Source organism: Methanolobus sp. (genome assembly GCF_016278385.1).
In the GTDB taxonomy this organism is placed as follows: domain Archaea; phylum Halobacteriota; class Methanosarcinia; order Methanosarcinales; family Methanosarcinaceae; genus Methanolobus.
The window spans coordinates 1-17,395 of sequence record NZ_JADQBY010000021.1; the positions used below are offsets into that span (position 1 = coordinate 1).

The 17,395-nt window shown below is 39.0% G+C and carries 18 protein-coding genes; 16 read left to right on the forward strand and 2 right to left on the reverse strand.

From position 1 onward, the window contains the following. Window positions 1-41: 41 nt before the first annotated feature. Window positions 42-827, forward strand: coding sequence for an archaellin/type IV pilin N-terminal domain-containing protein (locus tag QZZ23_RS09320; protein WP_292469270.1), 786 nt, complete (start codon window positions 42-44; stop codon window positions 825-827). Window positions 828-1,537: 710 nt separating this feature from the next. Here QZZ23_RS09320 and QZZ23_RS09325 read toward each other — a convergent pair. Further along, window positions 1,538-1,900, reverse strand: coding sequence for a hypothetical protein (locus QZZ23_RS09325; protein WP_292469273.1), 363 nt, complete (start codon window positions 1,898-1,900; stop codon window positions 1,538-1,540). Further along, entirely contained in the window at window positions 1,893-2,699 is an 807-nt protein-coding gene (locus QZZ23_RS09330) for a hypothetical protein (RefSeq protein ID WP_292469276.1), read from the reverse strand. The genes QZZ23_RS09325 and QZZ23_RS09330 overlap by 8 nt, the downstream gene beginning before the upstream one ends. 164 nt (window positions 2,700-2,863) lie before the next feature. Here QZZ23_RS09330 and QZZ23_RS09335 point away from each other — a divergent pair, with 164 nt between their 5' ends. The 15 genes from QZZ23_RS09335 to QZZ23_RS09405 all read left to right on the forward strand — a co-directional run bounded on the left by QZZ23_RS09335 (window position 2,864) and on the right by QZZ23_RS09405 (window position 17,359). Next, window positions 2,864-3,622, forward strand: a complete 759-nt coding sequence (locus QZZ23_RS09335; RefSeq protein WP_292469278.1) for an archaellin/type IV pilin N-terminal domain-containing protein — start codon at window positions 2,864-2,866, stop codon at window positions 3,620-3,622. A gap of 59 nt (window positions 3,623-3,681) precedes the next feature. Continuing rightward, window positions 3,682-4,470: an archaellin/type IV pilin N-terminal domain-containing protein gene (locus QZZ23_RS09340; protein ID WP_292469281.1), complete on the forward strand. Its 789-nt coding sequence runs from the start codon at window positions 3,682-3,684 to the stop codon at window positions 4,468-4,470. Window positions 4,471-4,503: 33 nt separating this feature from the next. Then, window positions 4,504-5,265 carry a hypothetical protein gene (locus tag QZZ23_RS09345; RefSeq protein ID WP_292469282.1) on the forward strand — a complete coding sequence of 254 codons (762 nt, stop codon included), beginning with the start codon at window positions 4,504-4,506 and terminating at the stop codon, window positions 5,263-5,265. A 25-nt stretch (window positions 5,266-5,290) separates the two neighbouring features. Further along, window positions 5,291-6,241, forward strand: coding sequence for a hypothetical protein (locus tag QZZ23_RS09350; protein ID WP_292469285.1), 951 nt, complete (start codon window positions 5,291-5,293; stop codon window positions 6,239-6,241). 18 nt (window positions 6,242-6,259) lie between these two features. Further along, on the forward strand, window positions 6,260-8,224 hold the full coding sequence (locus tag QZZ23_RS09355) for a histone deacetylase (RefSeq protein ID WP_292469286.1): 1,965 nt from the start codon (window positions 6,260-6,262) through the stop codon (window positions 8,222-8,224). After that, window positions 8,221-9,297 (forward strand): histone deacetylase, encoded by a 1,077-nt coding sequence (locus QZZ23_RS09360; RefSeq protein WP_292469287.1) that lies wholly within the window; start codon window positions 8,221-8,223, stop codon window positions 9,295-9,297. The genes QZZ23_RS09355 and QZZ23_RS09360 overlap by 4 nt, the downstream gene beginning before the upstream one ends. Before the next feature lie 17 nt (window positions 9,298-9,314). Further along, window positions 9,315-10,220 (forward strand): hypothetical protein, encoded by a 906-nt coding sequence (locus QZZ23_RS09365; RefSeq protein ID WP_292469289.1) that lies wholly within the window; start codon window positions 9,315-9,317, stop codon window positions 10,218-10,220. A 218-nt stretch (window positions 10,221-10,438) separates the two neighbouring features. Then, window positions 10,439-11,026, forward strand: a complete 588-nt coding sequence (locus tag QZZ23_RS09370) for a hypothetical protein (protein ID WP_292469290.1) — start codon at window positions 10,439-10,441, stop codon at window positions 11,024-11,026. A 34-nt stretch (window positions 11,027-11,060) separates the two neighbouring features. Beyond that, entirely contained in the window at window positions 11,061-11,972 is a 912-nt protein-coding gene (locus QZZ23_RS09375; protein WP_292469292.1) for a hypothetical protein, read from the forward strand. A gap of 8 nt (window positions 11,973-11,980) precedes the next feature. Continuing rightward, window positions 11,981-12,346, forward strand: a complete 366-nt coding sequence (locus tag QZZ23_RS09380) for a hypothetical protein (RefSeq protein WP_292469294.1) — start codon at window positions 11,981-11,983, stop codon at window positions 12,344-12,346. Next, window positions 12,343-13,422, forward strand: a complete 1,080-nt coding sequence (locus tag QZZ23_RS09385) for an ATPase domain-containing protein (RefSeq protein WP_292469297.1) — start codon at window positions 12,343-12,345, stop codon at window positions 13,420-13,422. The genes QZZ23_RS09380 and QZZ23_RS09385 overlap by 4 nt, the downstream gene beginning before the upstream one ends. Window positions 13,423-13,441: 19 nt before the next feature. Beyond that, window positions 13,442-14,212, forward strand: a complete 771-nt coding sequence (locus tag QZZ23_RS09390) for a hypothetical protein (RefSeq protein ID WP_292469299.1) — start codon at window positions 13,442-13,444, stop codon at window positions 14,210-14,212. 12 nt (window positions 14,213-14,224) lie between these two features. After that, a complete protein-coding gene (locus QZZ23_RS09395) occupies window positions 14,225-15,973 on the forward strand; it encodes a hypothetical protein (RefSeq protein ID WP_292469301.1) in 1,749 nt (582 codons plus the stop codon). A gap of 18 nt (window positions 15,974-15,991) precedes the next feature. After that, window positions 15,992-16,753 (forward strand): GNAT family N-acetyltransferase, encoded by a 762-nt coding sequence (locus QZZ23_RS09400; protein WP_292469303.1) that lies wholly within the window; start codon window positions 15,992-15,994, stop codon window positions 16,751-16,753. A 90-nt stretch (window positions 16,754-16,843) separates the two neighbouring features. Then, window positions 16,844-17,359 (forward strand): hypothetical protein, encoded by a 516-nt coding sequence (locus QZZ23_RS09405; RefSeq protein WP_292469305.1) that lies wholly within the window; start codon window positions 16,844-16,846, stop codon window positions 17,357-17,359. The last annotated feature ends 36 nt before the right edge of the window (window positions 17,360-17,395 follow it).

Below are 17,395 nucleotides of genomic sequence, written 5' to 3' on the forward strand. Positions count from 1 at the left end.
ATGTGCAGTCTAACTGTACATGTTTTTAAGGAGGATGTATTATGAAAGCAAACAAGAAAATATCCCTGCAGAGGGATACGCATGCTCAGGTGGGTATTGGTACTCTTATAATCTTTATTGCCATGGTCCTGGTCGCTGCTGTCGCAGCTGCTGTACTTATTCAGACCTCTGGCGTACTACAACAGAAAGCACAGGCAACAGGTAAGCAATCAACCCAGGAAGTATCGTCTAATCTAATGATTAAAAGCATTGAGGGCGTCCGTGCAAAGGATAATGCTACTAGCATAGCAGGAAATGTGTCTCTGCTGAAACTCAACGTAGGTCTGAACGTTGGCAGTTCTCCTGTAGATATCAATCAGGTTGTCATTTCTATAACCGATGGCACTACAACTAATAATCTGGTTTATGGTAATAATGCTAAAACCCATGATGTTATCATGAAAGATTTCCTTACTACAAATAGTGCAGCTCTTAACCTAAAAGCTTTGTTAACAGCTACACAGGGAACACCTGGTGATAATGCAAAGTACTTCTTCACTGTAGAAAAGATACGCGATGAAGATGGTTCTTTTACTCAGGCAAAACCGATTATGAACACGGGTGACCTTGTAACTCTCTACATCTCTACTGCTGCTGCTGGTGATGCTGGGTTTGACTTGGTAGGTGCAATAGATACGAGTGCCGGATTGGGTGGCAGTGGTCTGGTCATCTCGCCAAGGACTTCAGTGAATATTGTTCTGACTCCTGAGGCTGGTGCTACGACAGTTGCAGCATTTGTAACTCCGTCTTCATACGGTATCAGAGAGAACGTGCAACTTTATCCATAAGGTAATTTTCGCCTTATCTTTTCTTTTTTTTAATCAATTATTAGATTGAAGTATTCTGTCAGAGGCAATTTTGTTGTAAGATATCTTGCAGTTTAGCTTTTCAAAGGCCAATACAATTCCATAAAAAACTGAAATAAACACTTGATTTTTTGAATTATTTTTGAATTCTGTTTCTTGCAGGATAGGACATGAATATTTGTTCCATGGGTTAGCATTTTTGGTATCAGGTACAGATTTGCCTAATAGCTTAAAACCAGTATCAATAGACTTTAAATATCAATAGAAACCTAGCTTTCAGGAATTATTTTCACTTCTTCCTTATTTTTCCAGGACTACTATTGCTACAATGGGTATTTGAAACCTATTTGAATCAATAGCAGTGACATCTATCTGTTTTTCATGCAATAAAACAGTTTTAGTGTTTGTTATACGATCTGCTAAAATAGTAGGATTTTAATCTGGAACAAATGCATTCACTTTCTTTTTGTTTTCTGTGATGGGCAAAACTCAGGGAGTAATGCACTTTAAACGATTAGGTTAAAATAAAATCAAACGTAGGTTTTTCCAAGGGCCACTTTCACAGATTATCCATATGGGAAATAGTGCCTGTATATTTTCTATTTGAATATTAACTTTAAAGTCACCTCTGGTACATCTAAAAGGAGGCTATACAAAACAGAAGCATGTGACTAAAAAGATTGGATAGGGTTTTAGGGCATTCTTTCTATTATCTCGCCCATCCTCTTGTTCTTCTTATAGAATGCTGTCGTATCTTTGAGAAAATGAAATGCTGTCATCCCTTTGTCAGTAATGATATATCCGCCCCTTTTTACTTTCTCGGCCAAGCCTTCAAGCTGAAATATAGTTTTCATTTTGCTTCCAATACTCCCCTTGTCTGCGAACATGTCTGTGTACTCTCGTATCTCTGAGAACTCTGTAATCCTGCCTTCGTTCTTACCAAGGACTTTGAGTATTAGTCTGTATTGTATATCTCCTGGTCCCTGATGTATCCCGAGTGATTGGTAAAATTCAGCAACTTTCTGCTCCAACTTGACATCGATATCTTCAGACATTGATATCATTCTCCTCTGCATTACCCTCATCATAGTCTGCTTCTTCATCATTTTCATAGAGCGTATACTCGTATTCTTTTATCCCGAGTTTTTCCTGCAGAGTCATTGGAGGGAAGTAAGCAAGGAATGCCTGTACTGTGCCGATGAGTACAAAGATCCTGGCTGCAAGTTGCATAGTATCATCAAGCGTGATCATGTCGGTAAGTATGAAATCGAAGACAAATGAAATAGCTACCAGTGGCAATGCAGTTCTGTAGCGCAGCCTTTTTGGCATACGCTGCAGGAATATGAGGAAAAGCAGTCCTATTATCATCGCCGTAGGTATCACAAAAAGTCCTATCAGATAGATATTAATTGCGATATCACTATTGATTGTGAACATGGATGTAAGGGGTGTAGTAGTGGGGCCAATGACTCCGCTGGAATATAATAATATCAAATAGGCTGCACCAAAAAAGACGAAAAGTAACGAGATGTAGCTGCTAATCTTCTGGTCGCCTACAATGACATACAGGATAAAAAAGACCAGTGGCACTGAAACGAAAGAGAATGGTAATGAGGCCATATAATACATAGCCAAGTCCAGTTGCTGGTTGCCTATGTATGCTGCTATCATCCTTATTGTTGTAGGCAAGTATGTAAAGCCAACAAGCAACCATAAAGTTATGAGGGACCAGAGTGCAGGTCTGCTTTTTTTATTATGTTGCGAATCGCTTTGGGAAAGTACCCATGCAAATGCGAATGAAGATATTGTTATTGCAAAACATATCGTTGCATTTAACAGTAATCCTGTGCTCATCTCTTAACCTCATATCTAATTATTTGTTATTATATATTAATAATCTGATAGTACAAAAAGATGCTGTTTGGTGTTTGACATTTCCAACCAAATGGTATATATATTATTCAATTCTATAATAGTAAAATATCCAAAAGTCGTAGGATATAAGAGGAGGATCGTACATGAAAGCAAACAAAGCATTTAATTTAAACAAAAATACCAGGGCTCAGGTGGGTATTGGTACTCTTATCATATTCATTGCCATGGTACTCGTTGCAGCGGTAGCAGCTGCTGTATTAATTCAGACATCCGGTATACTGCAGCAGAAAGCGCAGTCCACTGGTAAACAGTCAACCCAGGAAGTATCATCCAATCTGATGATAAAAAATATTGAAGGCATACGTGCAAAAACCGGTTCAAATCTCTCTGCTACCATTGACCTGCTCAAACTACAGGTAGCCCTTAACGTGGGCAGTTCCCCAGTCGACGTGAATCAGGTAGTTATCTCCATTACAGATGGTACGATTGCACATAATCTGGTATATGCAGGTAACTCTAAATCATATAGTGCTGTCATGACTGGTTTTGCATCCGGTGGAACCGCTGCAGCTAATCTGAACGCATTGCTTACTACTGCTGGTAACCCTGCTCAGTTCTATACCGTGGATAGGATACGTGATGAAGATACTTCGTTCTCCCAGGGTAATCCTGTGATGAACACTGGTGACCTTATAATAGTATATATATCAACAACATCATCCAGTGGGGCTGGTTTTACTACTCTTGGGGCAAGTACAACACCTGTAACCTCAGATATGAATCTTGTTCCGAGGACTTTGGTGAACATTGTGCTCACTCCTGAATCAGGTGCGGCAACGGTTGCTGAATTTGTAACTCCATCCTCATACGGAGTTAAGGAAAACGTACAGTTGTATCCATAAGATGACTTTTTGTGTGTAGGAATTCTACACACCATCCTTTTTTCCCGGAGATGTTTTTCATGAAGGCAAATAAAAAGACCGGAATGTTCGCAGATGCACGGGCTCAGGTGGGTATCGGTACTCTTATCATTTTTATTGCTATGGTGCTTATTGCTACGGTAGCCGCTTCTGTGTTAATACAGACATCTGGTATTCTCCAGCAGCAGGCACAATCGACCGGTAAGCAGGCAACCCAGGAAGTTTCATCTAATCTTGTGATTAAAAATATTGAAGGTACTCGTGCAAAGAATAATGCTACTGATATGGCAGGCAATATCTCTCTGTTAAAGATACGGGTCGGCCTGAATGTAGGGAGTTCTCCTGTAGATCTTAATCAGTTAATAGTTACCATCACAGATGGGACTAACACCAACGACCTGCTTTATGCGAAAAATGACAAGACCCATGATTACGGGATGAGTAATTTTTCGTCGGATGCCACTGCTGCAACTGTTAATCTAGGAGCTTTGCTTAAGGACACGCAGACAACACCTGGTGATAATGCAAAGTATTTTTTCACGGTAAAGAAGATCAGGGACGAGGACCTGTCATTTACCCAAAGTAACCCTATTATGAATACCGGGGATCTTGCGATTATCTATGTGTCCACGGTATCTGGTGATGATCTTTCATTTACTACAATAGGTGAAGTAAATACTGCTGGTGGGCAGAAGGATTCTAACCTTGATATAGGGCCACGCGCAAGCGTTATTATAGTACTTACGCCTGAGTACGGTGCAACGACAATGGCAACCTTTTTAGCTCCGTCGTCGTATGGTACTAGGGAAACAGTCCAGCTCTATCCATGAGTCGGATATTTCTTATATTTTATGAGGGATGATATGAGCAAAAGAACTATCGTTTTACTGTTTATTTTATTATTCTGTTGTTTTGCTGTAAAAGCTTCAGCAGATGTTTCGTTTATCAATAATATTGAACTGCATGATAAATCTATCACTTTTACAATACATGAAACATATACATTTGAGGATGCGGTGGGTTTCAGAGCGGATCTGGATGCAGACGACAGTGGAAATGTAAATGCTTCAGAGGTCGAAGTATACAGGGAAAGCTATCTACTAAATCACAAAGCCCAATTCTTAGAATATGTTCTAATCGATAATAGTTCACTTCCGTTGGAAATAGATTCTACTGATCTTCAGTTTGAAGGTGCAGAGGGTCTGGTTGATACTTCTCAGTTGAATGTAACAACAATAGTACAATATGGGGCAAATTCTACAATTTCCGAAGGAAATCATAGTGTGTGGGTACTCGGTCATCCCCTCATTGACAATATGAGATTCGTTCTCCCTGCTGGTATGGAGTTGGTCTCATATGATGGACTTGATAATGCATCACAGTCTGTGCAGGATGGACGTGTGGTACTTGAGGGTGTCAGTGGTATACGTTCCTTTATGTTAGAGGATAAGCCTGCATTCGAATACGCAGCATATATCACAATGCAGAAAAAGTCCATTTATAAAAACAGCTTTTTCCTACCCCTTCTGATTTTTATTGAGCTGATACTTGCATTAGCAGCATTATATATATATAGGATTAATAAAATAAACAAGATAAAAAAGCTCAATAATAGTATTCCCTAACCATCTATCTATTTACGGTGCTCACATGAAATACAGATCATCCTATATCATTTGTTTTCTTGTTCTTGCGGCTGCTATCTTTCACAGTGGTTGTATTGCCAAATCCCCCGAAGAATCAATCAACTCAACGGTTTTGGATTTTTTGAACGCTGTCAATGAAGATGATCCTGGTCTGGCTTATTCTCTATATGTCGGTAAGGATTTTCTTGCACCTGCAAGCATCACAATGATATTCAAGAATAAAGGTATAGGGCCGGGGACTATTACGGGAATCAATACTGTTTCCCAGGAAATAGTCGATAATATTGCTATAGTAAAAGTTGAATGTTCTGTAGCAACCCTTGACCTTTCCGGAAATGCAAAAACTACCACTGTAATTCCTATTTATTTCAGGTTGCAGGACAGTGAGCTAGGCTGGATCATAACAAGGGTTTCATTTAATTCAGAGTTGACATTTGAAAACGTGGAGTTGGTCGACATTGAAGTGGAAAGTACCTCTATTGATCTAATTACTAATAATGCTCCTATCATAACTGTACTTGCTTTTAGTATGCTTGGTGCAGGACTTTATCTGGATAAGAAAGACAAGGCAAAGAAAAAAGAAAACAGCAGGGTAATGGATGTTTCAGGTGCAACTCCCATACAGAAAGAATCCATAGCACAGTATGTGAGATTTGTTCCATCGCAGGATATAACTGTCGGAAAAGCTGCAAGTGTGGATGTATGGGTGAAGAATTTTACACAAGAACCTTACGTGAATTTTGCAATCAAAGCTAAATTTGGGACTACACTTGAAGCGGAAAAGATCAATCTTTTCTTTGATACTATTGCTCCAGGTGAGACTATAAAAAGAACATGGATTGTAACAGCTAAAGTTTCTGGCTGGGCGTCTATTGAAGAGCCAACGGTTGTCTTTGATTTTATGAATACAAAGTACATTGGTGTACTTGATCCTGTGTGGTTGCAGGTTCAATAAGATTTGCAGGTGAAATTGGTGTCATCGGATAATAACGAGGTAGCGGAATCTTCTAAAAAGGAATCCTCAGATATAATGAAAAAGTTGAATGATGCTTTTTCATCTTATCTTGATGGAAAAGAAACAACAAGTACCGAAGGTGATTCATCTGAAGATGGTTCTCTTCTGGAACTGGTACGTTCTGGTATAATTGAAAAGCAAAAACAAGTTATGGAAGTTATTCCTGGGGTTGATGCCACAAATACTCCTGTTGAAGAGCTTAATGAAGATGAAGTTGAAACGTTGCTAGTTTCTGATGTGGATGAAACAGAAATCAATGCAATAATTCCAGATGTTTTATCAGGTGTTTTTGATGATTTCCAGTATCAGTCCGTTGAAATTGAAATAGCTGAAACAAAAGACGATGCAGGGGAAAAAGAAAGCATCTCTCATTATTCTACAAGTGTGACTGAGATTTTGAAAAAGAATCCAAACGTATCGGACAAGCCAGTTTCAACTGATAAAAAGGATAACTTGCTTGTCGCTTCGTTACATGCAAAGGATAACCTTTCTTTAAAAGACTCTGTACCTAAGCTGAAGCCAAAGGACAGTTTGGATTCTGATTATATAGTTGTATCCAGGGCCTTTATAAAAAAGCCATTAGAACCTGCAAAACCAAAACCTGAGCCTAAGGGACTGACAAACAGTCATGATACTGCGAAAAAAGAATCATCATCTTCTACTTTACTTTCTGAAGTGCCATCTGGAACTTCCGGGGTAAAGGAAGTAAAAAAGGTTGAAAGTACTAAACCTTTACAATCCAAAAGCACTCAAAAAGTTCCACAATCTCCTGTTATTTCAAAAAATGTAAAGAAACATAAGGTTCCAGAGAAGGCTGGCATCAATGATTCCGATAAACCTGTAAATATTGCATTTCTTTATAACAAAGATCATACAAGTCATGACGCTGCTTCTTTATCCTTAACTACTCATGAGAGACCTGAGCGTCTTATTAAAGCTATGTGGTATCTGGAGAAAAATAAGGTTTTTGAAGATGGTACATGCATTCTGACCGATAAATTTGAGATGGCTGATGAAGCCGACCTTTTAAGAGTACATGAAGAATCATATATCTCATTTGTCCGTTCCTATGCTAGTGCAGGGGGAGGTTTTTTGGGCGATAGTACTTATATGACCAAGACTTCCTTCGATATCGCAAAGATGGCGGCGGGAGCAGCCATAAGAGCAGGCGATATGGTTGTGGATAAGGAATTTTCACATGCTTTTGTGCTTGCACGTCCTCCAGGTCATCATGCAAGTTCGCAGAAATATGGTGGCTTCTGTCTTTTCAACAATGCTGCTGTCCTTGCAAGACATCTGCAAAAACGCAGGAATGTGGGCAAAATACTGATACTTGATTGGGATGCACATGCAGGCGATGGTACAATGGAGATATTTTATGAAGATCCCACCGTTATGTTTATGTCTCTTCACAGAGATCCTCATGGTTTTTATCCTCGCAAGGGCTTCAGTACGCAGATAGGGGAAAAATCAGGTAAAGGGTATACTATAAACGTTGAAATGCCAGAGGGTGCAGGTAACGAAGAATATATGATGGCTTTCGATGAGGCTATTCTGCCTCTTATCCGTCATTTTGCCCCTGAGGTGATTATATTCAGTTGTGGATTTGATGCGTATTACCGGGAAAAAAATATAGGTTTGACTTTAGATTCTGATGGTTATCATCATATGACATCAAAAGTGCTCTCAGTATTTAACGGTCCAATGGTTTTCCTTATGGAAGGTGGTTATCATGATTTCAATGGGCAGTTATGTCATAGTGTGCTTAATGCTCTTCATGGAAAGCCAAATCCTGTAAGTGATCGCCAGGAAATCTCGAGTTATAAGCAGAATCTTAAAAAGCAAATATTCGCAGATACTCAGAAAAAAGTAGAGGAATCGAAAAAGACTAACCCGGTGCTTTCTTCACAGGTGTCCGGATGATACGTGTTGGTCTTACTTTTAATGTTAACCATCATCTTCATGATTCTATTTTGAATGGTTTTCCATGTCCTGAAAATCCTTCCAGGCTAATCAAAATAATGGACTATCTGAAAGAAAAAAATCTGATTGATGGCTTCAAATGTCACATGTATGAATCAGAACCAGCTTCTGCAAGGGATATTTTACGCGTTCATTCTGCTAAGTATGTCAATTTAATCAGATCTTGTACAGGTAATTCTCAGTTGAACCCTGGTAACGATATTTTTGTATGTCCATCTTCTTATGAAGTCGCTATGCATGCTCTGGGATGTGTTCTCAATGCCGGGGATCTGGTTGTTGATGGCAAATGTACGCATTCGTTAGCTCTGGTACGTCCCCCTGGTCATCATGCAGGGCCTGATGCGTCAAGTGGATTTTGTCTTTTTAACAACTCCGGCATACTTGTTAAGTATCTCCAGGAAATACATGGAATTGATAGGATTGCGATACTGAATATTGATGCACATGCTTCTGATGGGACCTATGCTGTGTTTGAGGCAGATCCTAATGTGCTTTGTATATCTATACACCAGGACCAATCAACCTTATATCCGCACAAAGGTTTCATCAGAGAAATCGGTGCAATACCTGCACTTGGTTATTGTATTAACATGGAAATGCCTCCGGAGTCAAGCAATCCCGAATATGGGATTTTCTATGATGAGGTTGCGGAAAAAGTTCTGGAAGAATTTGATCCGCAGTTAGTTATCCTTGAATGCGGATTTGATGCCTATTACAAGGAACCTTTGACAAAATTGAACCTGACCATTGAAGGTTACTATAGAATAATATTTAAGCTTGCAAGTAAATGGAACGTTATAACTTTACTGGAAGGTGGATATCACGATGACCTCGGTCTTCTAACATCTGTTGTCCTGCGTGCATTGCTTGGTGAAGACAATGTTAAAGACGATGTGGACCTGGTCGATCTGCTTGCTTCAAGACATGTAAAGACAAGAAAAAATTTCAATGATAACTTGTTCCTTCTTAAAAACCGATTGAATCCTTACTGGGGATTATGGAACCGCGCTTAAATTGATAGTTGGTAATAATGTTTGAACTCGCAAAAACTGACGATGGAGTAACATTCTGTAAACTTGAGCATGCTTTTGAGCTGGACAAATTGAAGATTGGAGAATTCAGTTATTTCAGGAAATATCTTGGTATGGCTGATTATCTCGCAAACTTCCGAAGCTGGCTTAAAAGACCTACAGTAGCTTTGGTGCTGGCAATATCTAATAATACTGTTGTCGGATGGGCTATGAATGAAAAGTGGAGCTCTCCTTCAAGCGATGGCAGGCCGGTATATGTGCTACGTGGAATCGAGATATCTCCTCAGCTTGCAAGAAGGGGTATGGGGAAAAATATGTTTTTCCTGATATCTAATATGCTTATGGGTCATGTTATTACAAAACCGGTGAATAAGACTGCAAAGCTGTTCTTTGAGTCCCTTAATTTTGAAGAACCTTCTCTAAAGTCTCCGGTGTATCTTAGTGATCATCCAGGTTATTTGATACTTGAGGAAGATCAGAAGGAAGCATTATCATTCAATGGGATTTCTTTGCTAGATGAAAATATAATGTCCTGCAAGCTTAAGATGTTCCCAAAAGAAATGTGTCTTGAAGCTACTAAAAAGTCGGCTAAGCCAGAGGCAATAGCCAGCTGTACGGTTATTGGAGATGATGCTGTTGATATTGTGGAAAATGAAGTGGATGTAACTCTCCAGCAGCAAGATTTAAAGCCAGAGCAACAAGAAGTAAAACCTGTTGATTCTCAGGAAGAGTTCATCTTCGATGGTAAGTTTATTGGTGAACAAAAAATGATGTCCCCCTGCAAATGTGGGCATAATTTCGTGAACAAATATCAAGTTACAGGTAAAAGGACAGGCACTGCTTTTATTTGCACAAAATGTAATGGTGAAAGGTATTTCCTGCCTTTGAAGACGAAGTCAAAGTAAATTCATGAGATTCAATTACTTCTTTTTTATTTTCAGTTTTTCTTATTTAAATGTTTGATTTTGTATTTGTTTTCTGATTGTAAATGCAAAAAATGTATTTCATAAAAGCAGATGTTATTTATTTTAATTTTCAACAGAAGGTTATTAATACCGCCAATACAATATTAGTTATAATTATAATACTACGTATATAATTAAAGGATACGGGGTCTTTCCATATGGCTCAAGAGCAAGGTATAGCAAAAGTAGATCTTACTTATATTTATAAAGCAGTGATGATGGGTAATTCCCTTTATTCCGAGAATTGGGAAAAAGGTGTTCTGTATCTTACCAATATGAACCTATGGTTCTCAGAGGGTGGGGGATGGTTGACAATACCTTTAAAAAGTGTAACCATGGTTGGTAGAGAGGTTACTGATCAGATTCGCATTAAGGCTCAGCGGACTATCGGTACTTCTCATGTACTTATGATCGATTATCTCCAGCCATCGTCTGTTGTAGAAGGGGCTACGGCTTCTGCTACTGCATTATTGGGTGGCAATGAAGCGATAATCAATACGCTAAAGACATATCTTCAACCGATGTGTGGTACTCCTCCGAAAAAACAATCGCTTTCTGATGTTGATAAAAAGCTTCTTTACATGCTTTCAACTGGTGTAAATGATTTGCAGAAACTTGGTTTTTTCATAGGTGTTGATAATGATACACTTGCTACCAGTTTCAAGAACCTGAGAGAACAAAATTTCTGCGATACTTCGGGAACACTTACCGAACACGGTCTAAAGCAAATCAGGGAGATGATGTGAAATGAACTTAATCACCAAAAAGGAGGTGTTTTGATTGGCTGACCCAGGTCTTCCTCCTTTCATGAGTGCCGGAGGGGCTCCTCCTACTATGTCCGATGGCAGTTTTGGACAGTCAATGGGTGCTTTTGGAGCAATGCTCAAATTACAGCAAAACATCAGTGATAGATTCCCAAAAGTTAAGGTTCCCTGGAGTGGAACCAGAGATTTCCTCAAAGCAAGTACTATTGAGATGATAAGATCTACTTCACTTTATCGTTTCCACATGGATTTCTTCCGGGAAATTGGTCTTGGTAACATGCAGTTGATATCATATGCTCCAATGCACTACATTTATGCAGTTCCCAATAATCCGGTGTGTAATTTCTACCCGGCACTCAATAACCAGAAAGTGTGCGTAGCTACAACTGATGCTCTTCACAGGTTCTTCAGGGAGGATCTTGAACTTGAATGTACAGTTGAAGAGATCGAATGTATCAAAAATGGCAATGATGTATGTAAGTTCAAAGTTGACCTCCAGCCTATATCTGCATACCAGGTAATGCTAGATGATCATGACAAGATGATACTATCAGGTATCAGGCCACCTGTTGACGATAATGAATTAAAGGATAGAGTAAGGGCACTGACAGTGTATAAGTTACTGGAAAGTGGTCGTTTGTCAGAAATAGGCAATGCTTACATGCAATTTGCAAGCAGCATGAAAGTTGAGGAAAAGATATTCGATCCTCCCTGGAAACTCAAAGAAGAACTTTCTTCTATTGCTGATAGTCACAGTACGTTTGGTGGTGCATTTGGTGCAATGGCCAAAACAGTACAGGCACAGCAATCAGATAAGCCTGTAACTCCTGAACCAGTAGTCTCTGAGGAAACAAAACAACTTCAGGAAGAAGCTAAAAAGACAGATAGTTTTGCCGAACTGCTTGCAAAAATGAAAAAAGGTCAGTAGGGATATAAATGTCAGGTTATAGATCAGTTTCAGCGAATAATCATCTGGGAGATTTCATAGGTGAATTTGTAAGGGTGATTACGGATAAATCCCATTACAGGGGCGAATGTGCAAGGATCGATCAAAAGAACAACAATATTCTCTTGATAAATGTTGTAATGAAAAACGACACCGGGTGGGTTGATATAAGTGGACGTATGCTGGTGATGGGACATTCCATCGAATCAGTCTATATAGAAAAAAGCTTTCCATTTGACAGCAATGAATCCCTGATACTTTCGATTGAGAATGGTTCATTGATGCCGGATTCAGGTCCTACATTTAAGGACCTGACTAATTTAAATGAATCAGGATTCCCGGAGGACTATAAATGAGCGGTGAGAAAAGGATACCGACTGGTATCGCAGGTCTTGACAGGGTAATTGAAGGTGGAGTGCGTGATAACACAACTCTTCTGGTCGTTGGTTCAAGTGGTACTGGAAAATCTACCTTTGCTATGCAGTATCTTAACTATGGTCTTGAGCATGGCGAGAACGCTCTCTATATCAGTATGGAAGAACCTCCGGAGCAGATCATGCGTGAAGCAAAAATGCTAGGTTTTAATCTTGATGAGTATTATGAAAAGGAGCTTTTCTTCTTTCACTCAAAAGGTAAGGATTTCGTAAAGCTTGTAGATGAACAACTTCCTGCACTTGTAGCGGCTAATCAAAATTACGCCGTCAAAACCCGTGTTGTGATAGATCCTTTAACTCCTCTTACATGGGCTATACAGGATAAACAGGAGCAGCGTGAGGTCATCACAAAGTTGTTCTATACTTTAAAACAGCTTGGTCCTGTTCTCATCACAACTGAAGAGCACGCTTCCCCCGGAGAGACCATTGGTGAGGATGTGTTGATTCCTATTTATATGTCCGATGGTGCTGTACACCTGAGTTACAGGCCAATCGGTGGTGCGTTTAACAGGGCTCTTGAAATCATCAAAATGCGTGCTACAAGGCATGGTGAAGAGGTATATCCATATATATTTGTTCGTGGTGTTGGAGTTGTTGTAAGAACCACTCCGCTAATGTCTGCAGAAGATGTGCGTAAGTATGACGATGTCTTTGATAAAGCTATAAGAACTGCTGCAGATCTGAGAGTCAATGAGAAAATACTTGAACGTCTTGTTTACGTGAAGGAGAACTGGTCATATCCGTTCTCTCCAAAGGAAACGCTGCAGATATTCTTCGAATCCCAAGGTCTAAATGATACATTGACCAAAGATGATCTTGCAAGAAGAAAAAAGGAAGAAGAACGCTCTCCAGAAGTCCCATTGGATATCGGTGAATTATCCGGTGGAACCCTGCAGGTTGAAGATGCTGATCTTATGCCTGAGGATGTTCCAGATTCAAATGATGAAGGCCTTATAGAAATTGACAGCCTTAGTGAGCTGGAAGAATTGGTCCAATAATTGCCTGAGGTGGGTTGACGTGTCAGTAAAAAAATCAAAAGATGACCTTGAGGATGTCTCCCTTCTGAAGTTTGCTCTGGTCGCACAGTTAAAAAGGACATATCAATCCAGTGATGTGGATGTGCTTTTGTTTGCAGGGGCAGATGGAAAGATATATGCATCCTACATACCTGAAAGTATCGGCCCTAAAATATTTGAGCTTACAAACCTTATCACCCATAACCTGTTACATGTGAGCCAGCAGCTTGCAATGGGACTTAAACAATCTGTCATTGAATATGAGTTTGGTACTGTTATTTTCTCTTCAGTTGGTCGTGGAGCTCTTTTAATCTCCCTGTTCACAGGAAAGGCTGATCTCTCAGAGAACATGCATAAGATAGAGATTGCTAAACATGTGATGCAGCATATATTTGAACAGCGTCCAATGACTGCAGAGCAGTTGGCTACTTATCCGGAAGATGTGGCCGAAGAGTTACGTATCCTGTCTAAAATAGTATTCAATGAAATGTATACTCAGTCTTCTGAATACAAAAAGAACATGCAGATACTTGCGGATATTAAAGAAAAGATTACAGGTGTTATGGGTAGGGGGGAAGTTGAGCAGGTACTTGCTATGGCTTTCAATGAGATTGCCTCCTCTCCAAAATGGATGACTGAAGATCTATGGCCTTTACTTGTTGAAATGATAATAAATGATCAAATAAGGCCGTTACATGGAGATTATGTTGCCGAGATATGTGAGGCTGAATGGATACCGGACATAAAACACAAACTTGAGTCTTTCGTGTGATGGTGATCTGTAATGGATGAGGAAATTTCGACCTTTAAAGCCAGTAATGCATATGTCCCTGTATATGAGGGTGAGGATGACAACACTATGCTTACAGAAGATGTTATAGATACTGATAAGCTGATACTCGATAATGGAAGTATGGGTGAAAGTGAAGGTAGTTCTGCCATTGTTTATGAGCATGGGGTAGATGAAAGCCATGTCCGCGGTTCTGAACTTAGTCCTGAGATCATAAAATCTCTGGTTGTTTTCAATGAAGAGTCCCCAATATATGGTTCATGTGAAGATATAAGGGATACCTCTGATACTTCAGATGATACTTCATCTCTTGATATTGTTGATGATATAGGGACCTTTCAGAATGAAGATAAAGAATCATTCAATGAACTTCAATCTCGTATAATTTTATTTGAGGACAGACTTGCAGATCTTCAGGCAAAGCTGGACAAAGCTCTTGAATCAAATGGTATTTTATTGTCTTCTTTAGGAAATGATCTTCAAAAAAGGGCTGATGGTTCAGAGCTAAATCAACTTAAAAAAGACTTTGATCAGTTTTCTAAGAAACTGAGGCGTGTAGTTCAGGCAGAGGATTCTGTAAATGCAGAAGCTCTTGACGCAACAAAGGTGCCTCCTGATGTTCTTGAGATTACTTATGCAAAGACTCTGAATGATCTTTATAGTGCTATGCTTGGGATATATGGTGACTGTGAATCTTCCGATATGGTGGAGAATGCCAGGGATAATGTACGTCAGTTCAGTGCTGGTGTTGATTTTTTCAGATTCGAGAATGATACCTTCATAGTGAGGGGCCTGTCTGAAGCTATAGCTGCCAAAATAGTTTCTGTAAAGCAGATACATGGGACGTATATAGAGTTATTCAAAATGCTTTTCCAATATGTTCCTAACTATAACTCTCAGGATTTCCGGGCTTTTGTTGAAACCGGGAGCAGAGAATACACAATTGAAAAAGTAGTATCGCATGAGACTAGTATTGATAGGATGTTATCGGATATTAGTACATTCAGGGATGAGATTTCCAACATCACTGAAAATGTCAGTTTTATAGCTGAATTACAGAACAACCAGATTGAGGAAATGGAAGGTAAGTACCAGGAATTTACTACTATGAGGAAGCAGATGAAGAGTATAGCCAAGGCTGTTAATCTGCATACTAAAGCTATAAACAAGCTGAATAAGACTCTTATAGACTTCCAGCATACATCCGGTTCAAAGCAGGATATTTCAAATATCATTGAAGCTCCTGATCTCACAAAAATAGAAGAGATGGTTGTTTCTAAAGCCAGCAAGGAAGAAATAACTATAATATCCGATGAGATGGAATCTTTCAAAACCAATGTAGAAAGTATGTTCGCCTCTATACAGCAACAGCTTGAAGAAAATATGCTCAGTTCCCGTGAACTTAAAGGCATTGAGGGTGAATTTTCAAGAGCCTCACAGATGACCGTCACATCAAATGGAATTGATGTACAGGAAGATCTTCATCTTCTTCATGATGTTGAAAAGCCACAACCTGTTAGACTTGCTGATCTGCCCATAGAAGAAGTCATAACCAGTCAACTTTCAGTTCTTGGTTCTGCGACCCTCAAACAGCTTGAAAAACAGATAACAGAACAGGGTTTTTCAATAGATTTCGAAAAACTGTCCTTGGTAATGTCCTATCTTGAACAGGAAGAACTTGTCAATTCCACTAAAAAAGGCAGGTATACTTTTTATTTCGTGACAGACCCTGTGAATCTATGAAATGCCAGATGATATAAAATGTCAATTGAAGGTTTGAGTGTATTACATGTAGCTGGAAATATCAGTTATGGTGTATTAGAAACAGATTTATCAGTAGATCAACTTAATATTGATATTGGACAATCTAATAATGTAGGTTTCAATTATTTCCATAACAAGTTTGGAATGCCATACGATTTCCTGCTTAAAAGTAGTATAAGTTCCGGACATTGTCTTTTTGTTGCTGTAAAGGGCTTAAAACTTCTTGGGTTTGCCCGGTTTGAAAAGATAGTGGAAGATACTGAAAAGACTTACAGGGGCAAAACAAGTATTGTTCATCATTCTGTTCACCTGCTCAGGAGTATAGAGGTACATCCTTCTAACAGGCATGTAGGCATAGGACGTTTGTTGTTTTCAATATCGGTGAATCATTTGAAGAGCAATGTTATAACCATGCCTGATAACCTGGGGGCAGCCAGGTTCTTTAAGGAAAAACTAAAATTCACAAAGTTAAATCCTGCTAACAGTGGTCTGTCTTCAAGATACAACAATTATCTTATACTTCCATATCCTCGGGCTAAGAACATGTTGAAGATCATGGCTGGTAATTATCCTCGCATGGTCATGCCTGAACTGATAGCTAGGTACGAATCACTTAAGTTTAAGGTCAATATGGGTAAATCAATATCAGAGGGAGATGTTAGTGAGTTCCAATTGCTTTTTGAAAATTCACAGGAACTTCTGGATAGGAAATTGATGAATGAAATGAATTTATTCTTAAAAGGATTTGAAAATGAATAATTGTATGATAGTCCAGGTGATATTTTGGCAAATTTAGATGTTCAGCGGTTGCGTAAAAATCTATTGAAATATTATAGTAAATATAATGTATTGCCAATAAGTACGTATGAATTGACAGGTAGCATGGATGCTGGCAGTTGTGCTGGTGTAATAGATGATATTACTAGTTATCTTCTCAGGCCTGTAGAAAGGAATATACGTCTTGAATTATCACAGATGTTTAAGGAGTGTGAGAATCCAGAGATTCCGTATTTTGAAGTTGTAATGGATATCATGCAATTCATGAATGAATTTGTGGGTGATTCTCATACGGTTGAACTTATTTTTGCCAGGGTAAATAATGATGTTGCAAGGAAGAAGCTGGAAGTAGAAGATAAGATCTATTATAAAAGCGATGAATGGAACTCGGGAATAGCTGAAGATGCAATGCAAAAGCTCAGGGATTCAGGGACAGAAAGGGATTATCAGCTTATGATCGATCTGCTTACAGAAGTACTTTCACACTTTACAAATGAGGAAGGAACAAAGAATGTGCGTATGAAATTGAATAATATTATAAAAAATCACAGTCAGCGTGAACTGAATACTCTGGATCTGCATCTTTGAAGAGGACACCATATCCTTTTTTGGATACAGTTTTAA